A 17,665-nucleotide genomic window follows, 5' to 3' on the forward strand; every position below is an offset into this window, starting at 1 on the left:
CGATTCTGGCGGCTTTCCCGCATCAGCCGGGAAAGTCCGTGCGAACGAATGCAGACGATTTAGGCTCGCGTTCGAAGGCAGAGAAAGCAGGCGACTCCAGAAGCGGGATGATATCTGGATCGTAGTTGGCGATTGTGTTCACATCGTAGATCTCGAAATTATTCGGATCATCGGCGAAGTCCTGGCTCTCCTCGCCTGAAAAGAAGCGCCAGCCGCTGTCAGAGGTATTGTCGGGCGCCTCCCGATACATGAAACCGACGCGCTGACCGCCGACCGTAATCCGATCGGAGGCCAAGCACGCACCCTTTTCCGGGGCGAGCGGTCTTATGTCCTGAGGCGCGATCACAAATTGCTTTGTTGTCAAGCAAGACCTCCGTCAGCCAGTCACTCCTCATCCTGAGGAGCGCGGGACGCGCGTCTCGAAGGATGAAGGCCCCGCTGCTGCAGCTTGGCCTCCATGGTTCGAGACGGCGCTACGCGCCTCCTCACCATGAGGAGAAACGCCTACTCCGCGTCAGCCGCCATTCGCGCCTTGACGATCTTGTCGGGGTTCTGCACGGGCTCGCCGCGCTTGATCTTGTCGACGTTCTCCATGCCCTCGGTGACCTTGCCCCACACCGTGTACTGGTTGTCGAGGAAGCGGGCGTCGTCGAACACGATAAAGAACTGGCTGTCGCCGGAATCGGGGCTGGCAGCGCGTGCCATCGAGGTGGTGCCGCGCACATGCGGCTCCTTGTTGAACTCGGCCTTCAGCTTCTTGCCGGAGCCCCCGGTGCCGGTGCCCTGCGGGCAGCCGGTCTGCGCCATGAAGCCGTCGATCACGCGATGGAACACGATGCCGTCGTAGAAGCCTTCACGCACGAGTTCCTTGATGCGCGCGACGTGGCCCGGCGCCAGATCAGGCCGCATCTCGATGGTGACGGGGCCCTGCGTGGTCTCGAGGATCAGTGTGTTTTCGGTGGCGCTCATGCTCGTCTCTCTTGGGTTGAGGGTGAAGTCCTGTCAGGTGAAGATTTGCGGTTGCGAAACTGGATCGCGAATGGACGCCCCGCAGCGGCGCCAGCCATCGCATCGGTAAATGGCATCGGCGTGCAGCGTTGCAATGCCTCCATCACCGCGACCCGGTATTGCAGCCGGTCCTCGTCGGAGGCCTCCGCGGATTCATAGGTAATCCTCGGATGGCCCAGAATGTTTCCAGCCCGGTTAAAGCTCACGACGACGGTGATGTCGATCGGGCGGGCCTTGGCGGCGGGCGGTGGCTTCCAGCAGGTGCGCAGATGCCGGAAGATGTCCTGGATGGTGTTGACCTGTGCGTCCTCGGCGACAGCGCCAGGGACGCCGAGCAGCAGCACTGCGGCAATCAGCAGGAGCTTGCCACTGCAGCGCGCCATCGCCTCTACTATTTGATGTCGGAAGCGACCTGCACCTTCACCATCTTGTCGGGGTCGGTGACGGTGCCGCCGCTCGATCCGGGAGGCGCCTTCTTCAGCTTGTCGACGACGTCCATGCCCTGCACGACCTCGCCGATCACGGTGTACTGGTTGTCGAGGCTGCCGCCGTCGGCGAACATGATGAAGAACTGCGAATTGGCGGTGTCGACGCTGTCGCCGCGCCGGGCCATGCCGACGATGCCGCGCGCAAAATGCACCTTGGAGAATTCCTGCTTCAGGTTCGGATATTTCGAGCCGCCAGTGCCGTTGAAGTTCTGACCATCGCCGGTCTGCGCCATGAAGCCGTCCATGACGCGGTGGAACGGCACGTTGTTGTAATAGCCCTCGCGCGCGAGCTGCTTGATGCGCTCGGCGTGCTGGGGCGCAAGGTCCGGCCTCAGCTTGATGACGATGCGGCCTTTGGTGGAGTCGATGACGATGGCGTTGGCCTTGTCGAGGCCGGCCGGCAAGGTTTGCGCGAACGCCGGCACCGCGAACAGAACCGCGGCAAGAACTGCGAGAATTCGGATCATGATAACTCCGGATCAGAGATGAGAAAGGAAACGCGCCGTTATCAGGCGAATTTTGCCTTGAGCTGGGCCGCAACCAGCGGCGGGACGAAGGCCGAGACGTCCCCGCCCATGGCGGCGATCTGGCGCACCAAAGTGGCGGTGATCGGGCGGACCATGGGAGAAGCCGGCAGGAAGACCGTATGCACCTCGGGCGCCATGGCCTCGTTCATGCCGGCGAGCTGCATCTCGTAGTCGAGGTCGGTGCCGTCGCGCAGGCCCCGAATCATGATCGTCGCGCCGTGCTTGCGCGCCGATGTCACCGACAGGTCGTCAAACGTCACGGCTTCGAGCACGCAGCCCGCTTGGGCCGCCACCGGCCCGCAGACGTCGTGGAGCATCTTGAGCCGCTCCTCGGTCGAGAACAGCGGCTTCTTCCCGGGATGGACCCCGATCGCGACAACGAGCCTGTCGCACAGCGACACGGTGTGCCGGACCACGTCCAGATGGCCGTTGGTGATGGGGTCGAAGGAACCTGGATAGAAGGCAATGCGGGGCATGGCCACGTCCTACCGCGCCCGGCCCGGCCCGGCAAGCCGGTCGGGTTCCCTGGCGGTTTTTCCGCAAAACCGTGTCGGAATGCGCCGAATTGTTTCGTCCTGAGGGGGCCACGAAACAAAACGGGGCGAGAACGAAACCATTTCCCACGTTCGCGAAGACGTCCGGAAACTGGCCATGGTTACTAATCCGGCCAACGAACGACGGGCCGCACAACTGGGCGTAGCGGCCGCATCACAGGGGACTGTCATGATCAAAGCTCTTTCGGCGATCGCCATCTCTGCGTGTGTTGCTGCCGCTCTCACCCTTCTGCCCGGCTTCGCCCCGACCGTCGAGGCGAGCGTGCCGCAGCCCCTCGCCAAAAGCGACCGGCTCGATATCCGCACCATCGGCAAGGACTGCTCGCAGCAGGCTTGGCCGAACTTCGAGGCGTCCTGCCTTCGTCAGGCCGGCACCAAAGCCAACATCCGCGAGGCTCGCCTCGTGAGCGCCAATCGCACTCCGTAGCGGGGCCTGTCAGTTTCGCGTCAGGAATCCTCGCGATAAGTCCAAACGATAGACCCCAAAGATAACCCATGGATATTTGCGACGTCCCGTCGCAGACTGCCCGATGCTCGCGCCCGCCGGAATGACCCGTCGGGCGCGATCCCATCGAGGGGTCGCCATTGTCCAGCACGCCCGCAGTCGCCTCCGGCCATCAACCTGATCCACTGCCGCTTGCCATGACCATGGGCGCCCTCGGGGTGGTCTATGGCGATATCGGCACCAGCCCCCTCTATGCCTTAAAGGAAGCCGCCAAGGCCGCCGCCCACGGCGGCACATTGACGAATGATGCCGTTCTGGGCGTTGCCTCGCTGATCCTCTGGGCGCTGTTGCTGATCATCTCGCTCAAATATGCGCTGTTGATTCTGCGTGCGGACAACCGCGGCGAAGGCGGTATCGTCGCCCTGCTGGCGTTGCTGCATGCGCGCAACGCCCAACCCGGCACCTGGCGCGCGCATCTGCTGGTCGTCGGCCTCGTCGGCGCCGCGCTACTGTACGGCGACGGCGCGATCACGCCGGCGATCTCGGTGCTCTCAGCCATCGAAGGTCTGAAGGTCGACGCGCCCTCGCTCGCGCCGGCGGTCGTGCCCGTGACCGTCGTCATCCTGATCGGACTGTTCATGATGCAGAAGCAGGGCACCGGCTTCATCGGCCGCATCTTCGGACCGGTGATGCTGGCCTGGTTCTTCGTGCTGGCAGCGCTCGGCATCCACGGCATCGTCAAGGCGCCGGCGGTGCTGGCGGCGCTCAGCCCGCTCTATGCGTTCGACTTCCTGATCCACCAGGATTCTCATGTTTCCTTCGCGATCCTGGGGGCCGCCTTCCTCGCGGTGACCGGCGGCGAAGCCATGTATGCCGACATGGGGCATTTCGGCCGCCTGCCGATCCGGCTGGCTTGGTTCGCGATCTGCCTGCCCGCACTGGTGCTGAACTATTTCGGCCAGGCCGCGCTGCTGATCACCGACCCCACCATGATCGAAAATCCGTTCTTCCAGCTCTGTCCCGACGCATTGCATTACCCGTTGGTCGCGTTCTCGGCGGTCGCGACCGTGATCGCCTCGCAGGCCATCATCTCCGGCGTGTTCTCGCTGACGCAGCAGTCGATCCAGCTCGGCTTCCTGCCGCGCATGCAGATCCGTCACACCACGAGCGCAGCGATCGGCCAGATCTACGTGCCGTTGGTGAACTGGCTGCTCGCCGCCGCAACGCTCGGCGCCGTGCTGAGCTTCGGCAGCTCGGAGGCGTTGGCCGGCGCCTATGGCATCGCGGTGTCGCTGTTGATGGCGATCACCACGCTGCTCGCTGCCCTCGTCGCGATCCAGTGGGGCTATTCGCCGTGGCTCGTGGTTGCCGTGAACGGCTTCTTCTTCGTGATCGACGTGATCTTCTTCTCGGCCAATTCGATCAAGCTGTTCGAGGGCGGCTGGTTTCCGTTGATGCTCGCGGCCTTCGTCGCCTTCCTGATGCTGACCTGGCGCAGCGGCGTGAAGCTCGTCGAAGCGGCACGCGCGAAGCTGCGCCAGCCCGAGGAGGATCTGATCGAGACCGCGGTCAACAAGTGCAGCGCCAGACTCCCCGGCACGGCGGTGTTCCTGGCGTCGGCGCCGCGTGGCGTGCCGCTGGCGCTGACCCAGTTCGTCAAGCACAACCACGTGCTGCACGAGCGCATCGTTCTGGTCACCGTGCTGATCGAGGAGCTTCCTCACATCGCCGACGAAGACCGCATCGAGGTGATCGAGATCATTCCCGGTATTACCCGCGTCGTCCTGCATTACGGCTTCATGCAGAACCCGACGATCTACGAAGGGCTGACCTTCGCGTGCCGCCACGGCAAGCTGCCCGGCATCGACCTCTCCGACATCACCTACTACGTCGGCCGCGAGACCATCATCCCGCGCGAGGACGTGCCGGGCATGTGGGTCTGGCGCGAAACCGTGTTCGCATTCCTGCAGCGCAACGCCGAACGCTCCGCCGCGTTCTTCGGCGTGCCGACCAAGCAGGTGGTGGAATTCGGCACGGAGCTGGAGATTTAGCAGGCTCCGGCGCGGCTAAAGCAACACTTCAATATCGAAGCACTGTCAGCCGGACGGAGCTGAAGCGAGGAGCTCGGGAGCCACGTCGATCGCGCGGCTCCCTCGCTTGTCCGTTATGGACAGGCGTAACGCTGCCCGTCGTAGGCCAGATACATTCCCGAGGCCGGATCGTAGGACTTGTAGCGTTGGGCACAAGAGCTCACAGCATCCTGGCGTGCCTGGCTGTTGGCGATCGCGCCGCCGATAATCGCTCCGGCCGCCAGTCCGCCGATCACAGCTGCACCGGTTCCGTAGCCCCGATGTCCGTAGCCATGGTGATATCCGCGATGGCTATGACGCCAACCGGGGCGATACTGGACGGTCTCGACATTCGCTCCATTCACACCGAGCGCTTGATCTGCTTGAAGCGGCGCAGCCGAGGCAGATTGCACAGTGGCCAGAGCGGTCGCACCAGCGAGAACGGCAGCAAGCAGAGTTCGGGATTTTCGCATGGTAAACTCCGTCATTCATCAACGCGGAGCCAACAAGCGCGTCCTGATGCAGTTCCTGCATGAAACAGGTTTAATCAATCGCGTCACAAGGTCACACGCATGGACGGGGGCGCGCGGCAGGGCGCATCACTCCCCGTTTGCGTCTCCGTTCGCCCCGTTCCCGCTCTCGGCCTCTTCCGTGATGTGCTCGACCGAGACGACGTGTTCGTCCTCGGCGGTGTCGAACACGATCACACCCTGGGTCGAGCGGCCGGCGACGCGGATGCCTTCGACTGGGCAGCGGATCAGCTGGCCCTTGTCGGTGACCAGCATGATTTGGTCAGCATCTTCCACGGGGAAGGATGCGACCAGATTGCCGTTGCGGTTGTTGACGCTCATGGCGACGATGCCTTTGCCGCCGCGGCCCGTGGTGCGGTACTCGTAGGACGAGGTCCGCTTGCCGTAGCCGTTGACGGAGACAGTCAGCACGACCTGCTCCTGCGCCGACATCTCGATGTAGCGCTCCTGGGCGAGCTGGAAGCTGCCGGAGGTCGTCTCTTCGGCCTCGGCGTCCGCCGCAGGCTCCTCGGCCGCAGCTTCGCCGGCGACCGCGCGACGCATCTTTAGGTACGCCGAGCGCTCGTCGGACGTCGTCTCGACGTGGCGCAGGATCGCCAGCGAGATCACCTTGTCGCCCTCGGCAAGCGCAATGCCGCGCACGCCCATCGAGGTGCGCCCGGTGAACACGCGCACGTCGGTAACGGGGAAACGGATGCACTGGCCGCCGGCGCCGGTCAAAAGGACGTCGTCGTGCTCGGTGCAGATCTGCACGTCGACGATAGCTTCGTTGTCGTCGAGCTTCATCGCGATGATGCCGGAGCGGCGGACGTCGACGAAGTCGGACAGCTTGTTGCGCCGGACGTTGCCGCCCGTCGTGGCAAACATCACGTCGAGATTGCCCCAGGTGGACTCGTCCTCCGGCAGCGGCATGATGGTGGTGATGCGCTCGCCCTGCTCCAGCGGCAGGATGTTGATCAGCGCCTTGCCGCGCGCATTCGGCGCGGCCATCGGCAGGCGCCAGACCTTGATCTTGTAGACCTGGCCGCGGGAGGAGAAGAACAGCATCGGCGTATGCGTGGACGCCACGAACAGCCGACTGACAAAATCCTCGTCGCGGGTCTGCATGCCGGCGCGGCCCTTGCCGCCGCGGCGCTGGGCCCGGTAGGCCGACAGCGGCACGCGCTTGACGTAACCGGCGTGCGAGACGGTGACGACCATGTCCTCGCGCTGGATCAGGTCCTCGTCCTCGACCTCGCCTTCCTGCTCGATGATGACGGTGCGGCGCGGGGTCGCGAACTCGGCCTTCACTTCGGCGAGCTCGGACTTGATGATTTCCAGCACGCGATCGCGCGAGCGCAGGATGTCGAGATAGTCGGCGATCTCGCCGGCGAGCTTGTCGAGCTCCTCACGGATTTCGTCGCGGCCAAGTGCGGTGAGGCGTTGCAGGCGCAAATCAAGAATGGCCCTCGCCTGCTCCATCGACAGCCGGATCGTGCCGTTCTCGCTGATGCGGTGGCGCGGATCGTCGATCAGCGTCAGCATGTCCTCGACGTCCCGGGCCGGCCAGTCGCGCGACATCAGGGTGTCGCGCGCGGTGGTCGGGTCGGGCGAGGTCCGGATGACGCGGATCATCTCGTCGATATTGGCGACCGCGATCGCGAGACCGACCAGGATATGGGCGCGATCGCGGGCCTTGGCGAGCAGGAACTTGGTGCGCCGCGTGACGACGCGCTCGCGGAAGTCGACGAAGATCGCCAGCAGGTCCTTCAGATGCATGATCCGCGGGCGACCGCTGTCGAGCGCCACCATGTTGACGCCGAAGCTCGTCTGCAACGGCGTGAACCTGTAGAGCTGATTCAGCACCACATCCGGCACGGCGTCGCGCTTCAATTCGATGACGACGCGGTAGCCGTCGCGATCGGATTCATCGCGCAGGTCGCCGATGCCCTCGATTTTCTTTTCCTTGACCAGTTCGGCGATGCGCTCGACCATCGTCGCCTTGTTCACCTGGTAGGGAATCTCGCTGATGATGATCGCCTCGCGCTCCTTGCGGATGGTCTCGATCGCGACCTTGCCGCGCATCATGACCGAGCCGCGCCCGAGGTGATAGGCGGCGCGGATGCCCTGCCGTCCGAGGATGACGCCGCCGGTCGGGAAATCCGGTCCCGGCACGATGTTGATGAGCTCGTCGATGGTGAGCGCGGGGTTGTCGATCAGCGCGACGCAGGCGTCGATGACTTCGCCGAGATTGTGCGGCGGGATGTTGGTCGCCATGCCGACCGCGATGCCGCCGGCGCCGTTGACGAGCAGGTTCGGGAACTTGGCCGGCAAGACCGACGGTTCGGTCTCGTTGTTGTCGTAGTTCGGCTGGAAGTCGACCGTGTCCTTGTCGATGTCGGCCAGCAGAGCCAGCGCCACCTTCGTCAATCGGGCTTCGGTATAACGATAGGCAGCCGGGGGATCGCCGTCGACAGAGCCGAAATTGCCCTGGCCGTCGATCAGCGGCACGCGCATGGAGAAGTCCTGCGCCATCCGGACCATGGCGTCGTAGATCGACTGGTCGCCATGCGGATGATATTTACCGATGACGTCACCGACCACGCGGGCGGACTTGACGTACTTCTTGTCCGGCGTGTGCCCCTGCTCGTTCATCGAGTACAGGATGCGGCGATGCACCGGCTTCAGACCGTCGCGGGCGTCAGGCAGCGCCCGCGCCACGATCACGCTCATGGCGTAGTCGAGATAGGACTTCTTCATCTCCTCGAAGATGGAGACGGGGCGAATATCCGAGGGTTGCGCCGGCTGGTCGCCGGGCTTGTCGTCGTCGTCAGCCAAGGGGAAATCCGGTGAGGTTTTATCTGGGAATCATATAGCGCATCGAGCCTCTGATAACCACCCTCGCGGCGATCTGGGAAGCGCTTTTTCCGCCTATTTTTCCAACAACTTAAGCCCTTGCGAGCGGTGTCTCGGACAGCCCCTGCATCGGCCTTGCAAAATCGCCGCTCACGCGTGGAAAATCGCGCGGCGAGCTTGCCCCGTCAGCGCGCTTGCCAAGCCGCAATCCGAGCTCACCCCAAACATGAAGCGGGCCCGGAAATCCCGAGCCCGTCCTGCCGATTAGTGGGATTTTCTGACACGAGATGAGAAGCGCCGCCCATCCGGCCGGCGCGTCGCATTGAGACACCCCGCTCTCAGAACGGAATCGCTCAGAACGGGATATCGTCGTCCATGTCGCTGTTGCGGCCACCGCCGCCGGCAGCAACGGGACGGCGCGGCGCGCTGCTGACCGGACCGGAGGAGCCGAAATCGCCGCCCGGCTCGTCGCCGAAGCTGCCGCCTCCCCCGCCGCCGCTACGACCGTCCAGCATCGTCAGGGTCGAGTTGAAGCCCTGCAGCACGACTTCGGTCGAGTACTTCTCGACGCCGCTCTGGTCGGTCCATTTGCGGGTCTGGAGCGCCCCCTCGACGTAAATCTTCGCGCCCTTCTTCAGATACTGTTCGGCGACCTTGCAGAGCCCTTCATTGAAGATCACGACGCGGTGCCACTCGGTCTTTTCCTTGCGCTCGCCGGTCGCCTTGTCGCGCCACGTCTCCGACGTCGCGACGCTCAGATTGGCGATCGGCCGCCCGTCCTGGGTGCGGCGGATTTCAGGATCCTTGCCGAGATTTCCAACCAGAATGACCTTGTTGACGCTTCCCGCCATCTCCGCTCTCCGCTCCGAATGCCACTGAATTCAAGAAGGCCGGTCCGCTCCCCGCGTTCCGCCGTGCCTGTTGAGGCGACCCTATACGCTCGCCGAACGCTTGCGGACGACGATCAGTCCGTCACCCCTCCGGTTATCCCCACATATAGCATCGACCTCCCGTTCGTTCCAGATTTGTTCTTGGCGAAACGACCGCATCGATGTGTGGCGTCGATCGGCCAATGTAGTGCGGGAATGCGCGCAGCGACGGGAACCTTTGTAGGTTCCCGAAAACGATGGAAAGAACTTAACATTCAGTAAGTTACGGGAACTCGTCCTGCCCCCGTTCTTGTTGCATTTCGGAGGACGGACTTTGCCGCCACATCTTCCTCGGCGACCGCACGATCGGCTTCACAACGCCCGAGGGGGCGGCATTCGGCAGCGACCGGATTCGCCGGGATGCGACATGGGCCTCGTCCGCTTGAACTATCGCTGGCGCGGTCCGGTGATCGCGAAATACTGATCGAATTGAGATCCATCAAAGCAAGGCCGGCCTCGCGCCGGCCTTTTCCATTGCTGTTCCCATGGGGGAACCAAAGGTCAGTAATTGCACCATTTTCAGGCCGCTGTGGCTTTCCAGTGACACAACTTGCGGCTTCAATGGTGTAAGTACGGCCTCAGTTGGGCAAGTGAGTCCGATGCACTTCCCTATCGTGGAAGGCACAATCAGAAACTGGGACTGGGATTAGTTGAAAATGAAAAAGGTTTTGTTGGCTTCGGCCTGTTTGTTCGCTCTCGCTGCCCCGGCCTCGGCCGCTGATCTGGCGGCGCGCCCCTACACCAAGGCTCCGGTGGCCATGGCTTCGGTCTACAACTGGACCGGCTTCTACCTCGGTATCGTCGGTGGCGGCGCCTGGGAAAATTCCTCGACCGACCCGAAGATGAAGGGCGGCTTCGTCGGCGGTACCGCCGGCTACAACTGGCAGACCGGCAATGTCGTGTTCGGCATCGAGGCCGATGGCGCCTGGGCTGACGTCAGCGCGTCGGTCACCGGCCCCGTTGCCGTCCCCGGCTTCGGCCTCGTCAGCACCACCCTCAGCTCGAAGACCGATGCGATGGGCACCGTGCGCGGCCGCATCGGCTACGCCGTCAACAACGTCCTGTTCTACGGCACCGGTGGTTACGCCTGGATCGACAACAAGCTCAGCATCAGCGCGCTCGGCGTGACCGTTTCCGACAGCAAGTGGCACTCCGGCTGGACCGTCGGTGCGGGCGTCGAAGCGTTCTTCGCTCCGCAGTGGTCGGTCAAGGGCGAGTACCTCTTTCGCAGCCTCGGCGGCGAGACCTACTTCTCGGGCGCCCTGCCCACCGGCACGCTCGAGTTTCACACCGTGCAGGTCGGCGTGAACTATCACTTCGGCGGCCCGGTGGTCGCCAAGTACTGAGTTCAGTACTTAGCTCCAACGCCATCCGCGTTACGAAAGGCCGGCCTTGCGCCGGCCTTTTTGTTTGACCGGCCGTTCCTGCAGTTTCCCGAGCCCTGCTCCTGCCAGATGCCGCCAGCGCGCCAACAATCGGTTGACGATTCGCAAGTCCCACTGGAAATCCGTCCCCGTTCTTCCTACGTTCACTCGCATACCCATCGGCGCCGATCCCGGTTCCGGGCGAAGCGCGCCTGTTCAGTTGGCGCGATCGCGCGCTTTTGGATTCCCTGAGGACCACCAGGATGGATGAAGTGATCAAGGCGAAGCGCCAACAACAGAACGTGGGATCAAACCTGCGCGCAATTACGATCCGTGGCGCGCGCGAGCACAACCTCAAGAACGTCGACGTCGAGATTCCCCGCGACAAGCTGGTGGTGTTCACGGGGCTGTCAGGCTCCGGCAAATCCTCGCTCGCGTTCGACACCATCTACGCCGAGGGCCAGCGCCGCTACGTCGAATCGCTGTCGGCCTATGCCCGCCAGTTCCTGGAGATGATGCAGAAGCCAGACGTCGACCAGATCGACGGCCTGTCGCCGGCGATCTCGATCGAGCAGAAGACGACGTCGAAGAACCCGCGCTCCACCGTCGGCACGGTGACCGAAATCTACGACTACATGCGCCTGCTGTGGGCGCGCGTCGGCGTGCCCTATTCGCCCGCCACCGGCCTGCCGATCGAGAGCCAGACCGTCTCGCAGATGGTCGACCGCGTGCTGGCGCTGCCCGAGGGCTCGCGCCTCTATCTGCTCGCGCCGGTCGTGCGTGGCCGCAAGGGCGAGTACCGCAAAGAGCTCGCCGAATGGCTCAAGAAGGGCTTTCAGCGCGTCAAGATCGACGGCGCCTTCCATGAGCTCGCGGAAGCCCCTGTTCTCGACAAGAAATTTCCGCACGACATCGACGTCGTCGTCGACCGCATCGTGGTGCGCCCGGACATCGGCCAGCGCCTCGCCGAAAGTTTCGAGACCGCGCTGAAGCTCGCCGAGGGCCTCGCCGTGATCGAATTCGCGGACGCGCCGGCTGCAGCAGCACCCGCGGAGGAGAAAAAGAAGACGGCGAAGATCCACGACAAAAGCGGACCCGAGCGCATGCTGTTCTCGGAAAAGTTCGCCTGCCCGGTCTCCGGCTTCACCATCCCCGAGATCGAGCCGCGACTGTTCTCGTTCAACAATCCCTATGGCGCCTGCCCCGCCTGCGGCGGCCTCGGCGTCGAGCAGCATGTCGACGAAGACCTCGTCATCCCCGACAAGGAGCTCGCCATCGGCAAGGGCGCGATCGCGCCCTGGGCCAAGTCCTCGTCGCCCTATTACATTCAGACGCTGACTGCGCTCGGCAAGCACTACAAGTTCACGCTGACCACCAAGTGGAAGGATCTGCCCAAGAAGACGCAGAACGCGATCCTCCATGGCTCCGGCGAGGACGAGATCAAGTTCTCCTACGAGGACGGCGTCCGCTCCTACGACACCAAGAAGCCGTTCGAGGGCGTCATCACCAACATCAACCGCCGCTATCGCGAGACCGAGAGCGAGTGGGCGCGCGAGGAGCTGGCGAAGTATTTCCACGACGTGCCCTGCGAGGCGTGCCACGGCTTTCGGCTCAAGCCCGAGGCGCTCTGCGTCAAGATCGGCGGCAAGCATATCGGCGACATCTCCGAGATGTCGGTGAAGGGCGCCGGCGCGTGGTTCGAGACCGTGCCGGAGGCGCTGAACACCCAGCAGAACGAGATCGCCGGCCGCATCCTCAAGGAGATCCGCGAGCGCCTCACCTTCCTGCTCGACGTCGGCCTCAACTACCTCACGCTCTCCCGCTCCTCCGGCACGCTGTCCGGCGGCGAGAGCCAGCGCATCCGCCTGGCCTCGCAGATCGGCTCGGGGCTGACAGGCGTGCTCTACGTGCTCGACGAGCCCTCGATCGGCTTGCACCAGCGCGACAACGCGCGCCTGCTCGACACCCTCAAGAGACTTCGTGACCTCGGCAACACCGTGATCGTGGTCGAGCACGACGAGGACGCCATCCTGCTCGCCGACCACGTGCTCGACATCGGCCCCGGCGCCGGCATGCATGGCGGCAACATCATCGCCGAAGGCACGCCCGCCGAGATCATGCGCAACCCGAATTCGCTCACCGGCAAATATCTCACCGGCGAGCTCGAGGTCGAGGTGCCGGAGCGGCGTCCGCCGAACCATCGCCGCACCATCAAGGTGGTGAACGCGCGCGGCAATAACCTCAAGAACGTCACGGCCGAAATTCCGCTCGGCCTGTTCACCTGCGTCACCGGCGTCTCCGGCGGCGGCAAGTCGACGCTGCTGATCGACACGCTGTACAAGGCGATCGCCCGCAAGCTGAACAATGCCAGCGAAGGCGCCGCGCCGCACGACCGCATCGAGGGCCTCGAGCACATCGACAAGATCATCGACATCGACCAGTCGCCGATCGGCCGCACGCCGCGCTCCAACCCCGCGACCTATACCGGCGCCTTCACGCCGATCCGCGAGTGGTTCGCCGGCCTGCCCGAGTCGAAGGCGCGCGGCTACGAACCCGGCCGCTTCTCCTTCAACGTCAAGGGCGGCCGCTGCGAGGCCTGCCAGGGCGACGGTGTCATCAAGATCGAGATGCACTTCTTGCCCGACGTCTACGTCACCTGCGACGTCTGCAAGGGCAAGCGCTACAACCGCGAGACGCTCGAGGTGCTGTTCAAGGGCAAGAGCATCGCCGACGTGCTCGACATGACCGTCGAGGAAGCCGCCGAGTTCTTCAAGGCGGTCCCCCGCGTGCGCGAGACGTTCCAGACGCTGCATCGTGTCGGACTCGACTACATCCATGTCGGCCAGCAGGCCACGACTCTCTCGGGCGGCGAAGCCCAGCGCGTCAAGCTGGCAAAGGAGCTGTCCAAGCGCGCCACCGGCCGCACGCTCTACATCCTGGACGAGCCGACCACCGGCCTGCATTTCCACGACGTCAAGAAGCTGCTGGAGGTGCTGCACGAGCTGGTCGCGCAAGGCAACACGGTCGTCGTCATCGAGCACAATCTCGAAGTCATCAAAACCGCCGACTGGGTCATCGACCTCGGCCCCGAAGGCGGCGACGGCGGCGGCGAGATCGTCGCCTGGGGCCCGCCGGAAGACATCGCGAAAGCGCCGCGGAGCTACACGGGCAAGTTCCTGGCCCCGGTGCTGGCAAAGGCACGGAAGCCGAAGCGGAGGCGGACCGCCAGCGAGGCGGCGGAGTAGCCCACCTGGAATGAGCAGAAGCATTTGTCTGAGGGAGATCGCGCTTGCCTGCCGGACTTGTGCAAACCTATCGTGCGTTCGCCCACAATAATGCCTGGGCGAACCACCGGCTGCTCACCGCTTGCGCCGCGCTGTCTCAGGCCGACTTCGAAGCCGCACGAACCGGCTTCTTTCCAAGCCTGCAGCGCACGCTGAACCACATCTATGTCATTGATCTCTTCTATGTCGATGCGCTTGAAGGCGGATGGCTGGGACCGGCGGCTTGGAAGAACGAAGTGCCGCACACTGCGCTTGCCGCGCTAAAACCCGCGCAGTCCGCGATCGACAAGCGCTTGATTGCCGTCTGCGATGGGCTGACGCCCGAGCTGCTCGACGGTCTCGTGCGGATCAACCGCGACACCCGCGTGCAGATCGAACGTCGCGACCGGCTGCTCATGCATCTGTTCCAGCATCAAATTCATCATCGCGGACAAGCCCACGCGATGCTGTCCGAAACGCACGTTACCCCGCCCCAGCTAGACGAGTTCTTCGCCGAGGGAGAGGCGCCGCTCAGGGCCACCGAATTCGACCAACTCGGATGGACCGAGGAAACGGTGTGGAAAGCCTAGCGGTGTAGCTTCGTCTCCATGCCCTATTCCCTCGCCATCTTCGATCTCGACGGCACGCTGGCCGACAGCTTTCCGTGGTTCCTGCGCACCATCAACGACGTCGCCGACCGCTTCGGCTTTCGCCGTGTCGCCGATGAAGACGTCCAGGGGCTGCGGCATGCTTCGTCGCGCGAGATCCTCAGCCGGCTCGAGGTGCCCTTGTGGAAGCTACCGGCGATCGCGCGGCATGCGCGGCGGCTGAAGGCGGAGGCAGCGGCGGAAATTGCGTTGTTTGCGGGCGTCGAGACAATGTTGAAAACGCTGGCCGGTAACGGCGTGCAGCTCGCACTGGTGACGTCGGACAGCGAAGCCAATGCGCGCGAAAAACTCGGCGATTGCGCGGCGCTGTTCGCGCATTTCGATTGCGCGGCCTCGCTGTTCGGCAAGCCCGCTAAATTCCGCCGCGTCATGCGGCGCGCCGGCGTGGCGCCGGGCAAGGTCATCGCGATCGGCGACGAGGTGCGCGACATCGAGGCGGCGCGGGCTGTGGGGACCGCCTGCGGCGCGGTGGGCTGGGGTTATGCGGCACCGGCCGCGCTGCGGGCGCTGGCGCCGGATCACATGTTCGAGCGGATGGACGAGATTGTATGGACGCTGTGCCCCGGTGCAGTAGCCCGGATGAGCGAAGCGATATCCGGGAACGCCGGCGGATGAGGAGAGCCCTGTCCCGCATGTCGCTCCGCTCATGCGGGCTACACGCCCCTACTCCGTCCTGCGCAAGAACGCCCCGAACGCGCGCGGGCCATCGCCGGTCTTGACCTCGCCGATCACCTTCAGCTCGATCGCGTCGATGATGTCGAGCGTGTTGCTCTCCCAGCAGGCGACGACGATGCGCTTGCCGTCGGCGGTCGCGGCAATGCCTTCGGGATAATCGCCGACATTGATGCGCTTGAGCGGCTTCAAGATCGCCAGATCGAACACGCTGACAGTGCCACCATACTGGTCGGTGACGAAGCCGCGGCCCTGCGCCAGCGCCACCGCATAAGGGCGCATCCCGACCGGCACGCGGCCGATCTCGCGCGCTTCGGCGATGTCGATCACGGAGACGTCGTCAGAGCCGACATTGGCGGTGTAGGCGCGCTTGCCATCGGCATCGATGGTGACGCCGAACGGACGGGTGCCGACCTTGATCATCGCCCTGCGCTGGCGCGTCGCGGTGTCCACCACCGAGACGCTGTCGTCGTCGCGGTCGGCCGAGAGCAGCAGCTTGCCGTCCGGCGTCACCGCGAGCCCCGACGGCGAGGTGCCGACCGCGATGCTGGCCGTGACGCTGCGCGAGGCCGCATCGATCACCCGCACGGCCGCCGCATACCAGTCCGCGACATAGACGGTCTTGCCATCAGGCGCGACGGCAATGCCAAGCGGCCCGCCGCCGACTTCGATCCGCGCCGCAACCTGCCGCGTTGCTGCGTCCACCACGGTCACGGCCTTGGCATCCGGGCTCGTGACATAGGCAAAGCGGCCGTCGGCGCTAACGGCGATGCCGGCCGGCTTGCCGCCGATCGGGATCATCGCGACGTCACGCGCCGTGGCGAGGTCCACCACCATCAGATCGTCGCTGAGCTGGTTGGTGACGAACGCCTCGTCGGCGGACGCATGCGCGATGCCGGCAAGGCAAAGGCTGGCGGCGAGCGCCGCCAGGACCAGCGCCCGCACAGTCAGCTTCCGCTCTCGATCTTCTTCTTGAGTGCCTCGAGGCCCGCCTGGTACAGCCCCTTCACCGCCTTGACCGCGGCCTCGTCGCTCAGCTCCGGCGGCGGATCGTTGTTGGGAAAGCCGCGGTAGAACGCGCCGGCCCATTCCAGGGTCGAGCCCTTGCCGTCAGCGCTCGGCGTCACCGTCAGCGTCGAGGAATAATTGGTGACCGGCAGCACCTTCACGTCCACATTGGTGATCCGGTAGGAATAGCTCATCGCGGCGGCATCGAACTTGTAGAGTTCCTCGTCGACGGTCGCGCCTCCGGTCAGCGTCAGCTTCCGCGTCGCGCCGATCTCGTTGCCCTTCTCGCCCTGGGTCTTGGTGACCGGCGGCAGCCAGCTCATGTCCTGGAAATTGCCCATTGCGGCCCACACCTTGGCCGGGGCGGCGTTGATCTCGATGGATCCGCGCACCTTCTGCCGGGTCGGCCCGTGGGCCCAGGCCGATGTCGAAGCCGGGCCAAACGCCGCCGTCAAAGCCAGCACGCCCGCGGCAGTCAGCACCGCGGCCAGGACCGTGCGCCGTCCAATCGTCACCCTCATCTCGTTTCCTCATGCGTCTCGTTGATCATGCGCGACTTGAAGCGCGCTGGGATCATGGTAGCGCATTTTGCGGCCGGGGGGAGACCCGTTCGTGGCCACGTTGCGGCGGGTGTCCGCGTGCCCCACAACCCCTTGCCGCCCGGCGGGCAAAACACCCAAGCAGAGGGTCAATCACGGTGTGCAAAAATATTTCTCTTTATCCGTATTTCGGATTATCATATAGAGAGCCATCCCAACCCGGCCGAGGGGCGGATCGCGATCGTCACGAACGCGGGATGGGACGTGGTGGACGCAGGCGGCGTCGGCGCGAAGGGCTTTGCAGGGCGGGAAACCGTGAGCGAAGGCGTCGCGCACACGACCGGTGCAGCCTGCGTACGGCAAAATCGTGTGGTCCTGGCGCCCGGGGTCTGTGCGCCAAGTGTTGCGGTGATGTGGCGGCCCGACCGGGTCCGCAGCATCAGCCATCCGCAAGGCGACGGGGGCAATAGTGCATCGCTCCCCGGGGAGAGCGCGACATAAGCCGTAAAACCACTGCGCAGGGAAGGCCGTGTGTTGGGCTTCACCTGTATGCCGCTGTGCAGCCTCTTGTAGCGCAACCTTCGCACAGTGGACCGTGGGTGCCAGCCGGCACCCGGCCTTCCCTGCGCCCTCGGCATTTTTGGGGGCTGTGATGACCGCAAAGCTCGGGCGCGATGTGCCGCGAGGAGGCGAAGATGTGTCTACGATTCAGAAGCGAGTTGGTGGAGAACAACGAATGCTGCTCGCTCCGTCATTGCGAGCACAG

General features: G+C 64.3%; 16 protein-coding genes. 6 read left to right on the plus strand and 10 right to left on the minus strand.

Translation table 11 applies throughout. The annotated features are described in order from the left end of the window. Positions 1-22: 22 nt before the first annotated feature. From AC0L3J_RS25965 to coaD, 5 genes are all read right to left on the minus strand, one after another. Complete coding sequence (locus tag AC0L3J_RS25965) at positions 23-364, minus strand: DUF2185 domain-containing protein (protein ID WP_409188671.1); 342 nt, start codon at positions 362-364, stop codon at positions 23-25. Positions 365-504: 140 nt separating this feature from the next. Continuing rightward, positions 505-969, minus strand: a complete 465-nt coding sequence (locus AC0L3J_RS25970; RefSeq protein WP_007590736.1) for a peptidylprolyl isomerase — start codon at positions 967-969, stop codon at positions 505-507. Then, positions 966-1,391, minus strand: coding sequence for a hypothetical protein (locus AC0L3J_RS25975; RefSeq protein WP_473348764.1), 426 nt, complete (start codon positions 1,389-1,391; stop codon positions 966-968). The genes AC0L3J_RS25970 and AC0L3J_RS25975 overlap by 4 nt, the downstream gene beginning before the upstream one ends. Positions 1,392-1,399: 8 nt before the next feature. Next, positions 1,400-1,963: a peptidylprolyl isomerase gene (locus AC0L3J_RS25980; protein ID WP_027567049.1), complete on the minus strand. Its 564-nt coding sequence runs from the start codon at positions 1,961-1,963 to the stop codon at positions 1,400-1,402. A 41-nt stretch (positions 1,964-2,004) separates the two neighbouring features. Continuing rightward, entirely contained in the window at positions 2,005-2,499 is a 495-nt protein-coding gene (gene coaD / locus AC0L3J_RS25985; protein ID WP_473292200.1) for a pantetheine-phosphate adenylyltransferase, read from the minus strand. Between the two features lie 247 nt (positions 2,500-2,746). Here coaD and AC0L3J_RS25990 point away from each other — a divergent pair, with 247 nt between their 5' ends. Beyond that, positions 2,747-3,004 carry a hypothetical protein gene (locus AC0L3J_RS25990; RefSeq protein ID WP_473348765.1) on the plus strand — a complete coding sequence of 86 codons (258 nt, stop codon included), beginning with the start codon at positions 2,747-2,749 and terminating at the stop codon, positions 3,002-3,004. A gap of 215 nt (positions 3,005-3,219) precedes the next feature. Continuing rightward, positions 3,220-5,073 carry a potassium transporter Kup gene (locus AC0L3J_RS25995; RefSeq protein ID WP_473348805.1) on the plus strand — a complete coding sequence of 618 codons (1,854 nt, stop codon included), beginning with the start codon at positions 3,220-3,222 and terminating at the stop codon, positions 5,071-5,073. Between the two features lie 113 nt (positions 5,074-5,186). On the opposite strand, the gene AC0L3J_RS26000 is transcribed toward AC0L3J_RS25995, so the two are convergent. The 3 genes from AC0L3J_RS26000 to AC0L3J_RS26010 all read right to left on the minus strand — a co-directional run bounded on the left by AC0L3J_RS26000 (position 5,187) and on the right by AC0L3J_RS26010 (position 9,307). Further along, positions 5,187-5,564, minus strand: coding sequence for a BA14K family protein (locus tag AC0L3J_RS26000; RefSeq protein WP_473348766.1), 378 nt, complete (start codon positions 5,562-5,564; stop codon positions 5,187-5,189). 126 nt (positions 5,565-5,690) lie between these two features. Continuing rightward, the gene (gene gyrA / locus AC0L3J_RS26005; RefSeq protein ID WP_473348767.1) at positions 5,691-8,438 is read right to left on the minus strand and encodes a DNA gyrase subunit A; all 2,748 of its coding nucleotides are present in this window, start codon (positions 8,436-8,438) and stop codon (positions 5,691-5,693) included. A 371-nt stretch (positions 8,439-8,809) separates the two neighbouring features. Beyond that, the gene (locus AC0L3J_RS26010) at positions 8,810-9,307 is read right to left on the minus strand and encodes a single-stranded DNA-binding protein (RefSeq protein WP_007590726.1); all 498 of its coding nucleotides are present in this window, start codon (positions 9,305-9,307) and stop codon (positions 8,810-8,812) included. Positions 9,308-10,041: 734 nt separating this feature from the next. On the opposite strand from AC0L3J_RS26010, the gene AC0L3J_RS26015 reads away from it, so the two are divergent. From AC0L3J_RS26015 to AC0L3J_RS26030, 4 genes are all read left to right on the plus strand, one after another. Then, positions 10,042-10,731 carry an outer membrane protein gene (locus AC0L3J_RS26015; protein WP_473348768.1) on the plus strand — a complete coding sequence of 230 codons (690 nt, stop codon included), beginning with the start codon at positions 10,042-10,044 and terminating at the stop codon, positions 10,729-10,731. A gap of 281 nt (positions 10,732-11,012) precedes the next feature. Then, positions 11,013-13,994, plus strand: a complete 2,982-nt coding sequence (gene uvrA / locus AC0L3J_RS26020; protein ID WP_473348769.1) for an excinuclease ABC subunit UvrA — start codon at positions 11,013-11,015, stop codon at positions 13,992-13,994. 44 nt (positions 13,995-14,038) lie between these two features. Then, complete coding sequence (locus AC0L3J_RS26025; RefSeq protein WP_473348770.1) at positions 14,039-14,602, plus strand: DinB family protein; 564 nt, start codon at positions 14,039-14,041, stop codon at positions 14,600-14,602. An 18-nt stretch (positions 14,603-14,620) separates the two neighbouring features. Beyond that, a complete protein-coding gene (locus AC0L3J_RS26030) occupies positions 14,621-15,295 on the plus strand; it encodes an HAD-IA family hydrolase (protein ID WP_473348771.1) in 675 nt (224 codons plus the stop codon). A 48-nt stretch (positions 15,296-15,343) separates the two neighbouring features. On the opposite strand, the gene AC0L3J_RS26035 is transcribed toward AC0L3J_RS26030, so the two are convergent. Together AC0L3J_RS26035 and AC0L3J_RS26040 are read right to left on the minus strand one after the other, a co-directional pair. Next, positions 15,344-16,297 carry a YVTN family beta-propeller repeat protein gene (locus AC0L3J_RS26035; protein WP_473348772.1) on the minus strand — a complete coding sequence of 318 codons (954 nt, stop codon included), beginning with the start codon at positions 16,295-16,297 and terminating at the stop codon, positions 15,344-15,346. Between the two features lie 2 nt (positions 16,298-16,299). Beyond that, positions 16,300-16,881 (minus strand): SRPBCC family protein, encoded by a 582-nt coding sequence (locus AC0L3J_RS26040; RefSeq protein WP_473348773.1) that lies wholly within the window; start codon positions 16,879-16,881, stop codon positions 16,300-16,302. Positions 16,882-17,665 lie beyond the last annotated feature (784 nt).

Source organism: Bradyrhizobium sp. Kon37, assembly GCF_055807535.1.